3 protein-coding genes are annotated in these 2,732 nt (G+C 68.0%); all 3 read left to right on the top strand.

The window, feature by feature from the left end:
• A partial coding sequence (infB, locus tag A5707_RS13180) for a translation initiation factor IF-2 (RefSeq protein ID WP_065014916.1) occupies positions 1–1,160 on the top strand: 1,160 nt, incomplete at its 5' end.
• Positions 1,160–1,639 carry a 30S ribosome-binding factor RbfA gene (rbfA, locus tag A5707_RS13185; protein WP_065014917.1) on the top strand — a complete coding sequence of 160 codons (480 nt, stop codon included), beginning with the start codon at positions 1,160–1,162 and terminating at the stop codon, positions 1,637–1,639. The genes infB and rbfA, both read left to right, overlap by 1 nt.
• Positions 1,608–2,615 (top strand): DHH family phosphoesterase, encoded by a 1,008-nt coding sequence (locus A5707_RS13190; RefSeq protein WP_156657882.1) that lies wholly within the window; start codon positions 1,608–1,610, stop codon positions 2,613–2,615. The genes rbfA and A5707_RS13190 overlap by 32 nt, the downstream gene beginning before the upstream one ends.
• The last annotated feature ends 117 nt before the right edge of the window (positions 2,616–2,732 follow it).

Genomic DNA, 2,732 nt, shown 5'->3' on the forward strand with positions numbered 1-2,732 from the left:
GCGCCGACCCGGCCAAGATCCGCGGGCAGCTCACCGAATACGGTTTGGTGCCAGAGGAATTCGGTGGCGACACGATGTTCGTCGACATCTCGGCCAAGCAGGGCACCAACATCGAGGCGCTGGAAGAGGCGGTGCTGTTGACCGCCGACGCCGCACTGGACCTGCGGGCCAACCCGGACATGGAGGCCCAGGGCGTGGCGATCGAGGCGCACCTGGACCGCGGCCGCGGCCCGGTGGCCACCGTGCTGGTGCAGCGCGGCACGCTGCGGGTGGGCGACTCGATCGTCGCCGGCGATGCCTACGGCCGGGTCCGCCGCATGGTCGACGAACACGGCGACGACGTCGAGGAGGCGCTGCCGTCGCGGCCGGTGCAGGTCATCGGCTTCACGTCGGTGCCCGGCGCCGGTGACAACCTGCTGGTCGTCGACGAGGACCGCATCGCCCGCCAGATCGCCGACCGGCGCAACGCGCGCAAGCGCAACGCCATGGCGGCACGTTCGCGCAAGCGGATCAGCCTGGAGGATCTGGACTCGGCGCTGAAGGAAACCAGCCAGCTCAACCTCATCCTCAAGGGCGACAACGCCGGTACCGTCGAAGCGCTGGAAGAGGCCCTGCTGGGCATCCAGATCGACGACGAGGTGGCGCTGCGGGTGATCGACCGCGGGGTCGGTGGCATCACCGAAACCAACGTCAACCTGGCGTCGGCCTCGGATGCGGTCATCATCGGGTTCAATGTGCGCGCCGAGGGCAAGGCCACCGAACTGGCCAACCGCGAAGGCGTGGACATCCGCTACTACTCGGTGATCTACCAGGCCATCGACGAGATCGAGAGCGCGCTGAAAGGCATGCTCAAGCCGGTCTACGAAGAGGTGGAACTGGGCCGCGCGGAGATCCGGGCGCTGTTCCGCAGCTCGAAGGTCGGCCTGATCGCCGGCTGCCTGGTCACCTCCGGTGTGGTGCGCCGCAACGCCAAGGCCCGACTGCTGCGCGACAACATCGTGGTCGCCGAGAACGCGACCGTACAGTCGCTGCGCCGCGAGAAGGACGACGTGACCGAAGTGCGCGACGGCTACGAATGCGGTTTGACGCTGAGCTACAACGACATCAAGGAAGGCGACGTCATCGAGACCTACGAGTTGGTTGAGAAGGCCCGCACCTGATGGCCGATCCGGCCCGAGCGCGCCGATTGGCCAAGCGGATCTCGACGATCGTCGCCTCGGCGATCGAGTACGAGATCAAAGATCCGCGGCTGGCCGGGGTGACGATCACCGACGCCAAGGTGACCGCCGACCTGCATGACGCGACCCTGTACTACACGGTGATGGGACGCACCCTCGACGACGAGCCGGACTACGGCGGCGCGGCGGCGGCGCTGGAAAGCGCCAAGGGTGTGTTGCGAACCAAGGTCGGCGCCGGTACCGGCGTGCGGTTCACGCCGACGCTGACGTTTAGCCGCGACACCGTGCCTGACGCGGCGCACCGGATGGAGGAGTTGCTCGCGCGTGCGCGCGCCGCCGACGCGGACCTGGCGCGGGTTCGTTCAGGGGCAAAGCCGGCAGGGGAGGCCGACCCGTATCGGGTGAGGAGCGGGGACTCGGACGCTGGAGATGCCGGTGACGACGACCAACGCGACGACTGAAGCGGCCGTGGCCGGCCGGCGCGTCGACGCGGCCGCGGCCGCGGAGTTGCTGTCCGCCGCCGCCACGATCGGCGTGGTGTGCCACGTCTATCCCGATGCCGACACCATCGGTGCCGGGCTGGCGCTGGGGATTGTGCTGGCCCAATCCGGTAAAGCGGTCCAGGTCGGTTTCGCCGCGCCGGAGGCCCTGCCGCAGTCGTTGCAGTCGCTGCCTGGTGGTCGGCTTTTGGTCAGTCCCGCGGAGATGCGCCGCGACGTCGAGCTCGTGGTCACGGTGGATATTCCGAGCATCAACCGGCTCGGCGACCTGCGCGATATGGCCGGCAAGGGCCGGGAGCTGCTGGTGATCGACCACCATGCCTCCAATCAACTGTTCGGCACCGCCAATTTCGTTGACCCGTCGGCGGATTCCACCACGATGCTGGTCGCCGAATTGCTCGACGCGTGGTCCAAGCCGATCGACGTCGAGGTCGCGCACTGCCTTTATGCCGGGCTGACGACCGACACCGGGTCGTTCCGCTGGGCCGGCGCCCGGGCGCACCGATTGGCGGCGCGGCTCATCGAGCTCGGGGTGGACAACGCGGCGATCAGCCGAGCGCTGCTGGACACGCATCCGTTCAGTTGGCTGACGATGCTGTCGCGGGTGTTGGGTTCGGCGCAGTTGCTTCCCGACGCCGTCGAGGGTCGTGGGCTGGTGTATGCGGTGGTCGGGCACCAGGAGTGGATCGGCGCACGCGCGGAGGAAGTGGAAAGCATCGTCGACATCGTGCGCACCACGTCGCAGGCCGAGGTCGCGGCGGTGTTCAAAGAGGTTGAGCCGCAGCGCTGGTCGGTGTCGATGCGGGCCAAAAAGGCGGTGGATCTGGCCGTCGTGGCGTCGGCGTTCGGCGGCGGCGGACACAAGCTGGCCGCGGGGTATTCGACCACCGGCTCGATCGACGACATTGTTTCGGCACTCTGCGCGGCGCTTGCCTGAACCCATTCCGCGCGAGCGTGCTCAGTGTCATCGTGAGGGTGCTGCGTGCGGCGTGTCTGCGTGACGGTGGCCGTGTCGTGGTGGTTGGTTCTGGATCACCTGGTGTCTGACTCTGAG

The sequence above is a fragment of the Mycobacterium kyorinense genome (assembly GCF_001672775.1).
In the GTDB taxonomy this organism is placed as follows: domain Bacteria; phylum Actinomycetota; class Actinomycetes; order Mycobacteriales; family Mycobacteriaceae; genus Mycobacterium; species Mycobacterium kyorinense_A.

Coding starts and splice junctions, on each gene's coding strand:
- rbfA (WP_065014917.1), top strand. CDS start 1,160: ATGGCCGATCCGGCCCGAGCGCGCCGATTGGCCAAGCGGATCTCGACG.
- A5707_RS13190 (WP_156657882.1), top strand. CDS start 1,608: ATGCCGGTGACGACGACCAACGCGACGACTGAAGCGGCCGTGGCCGGC.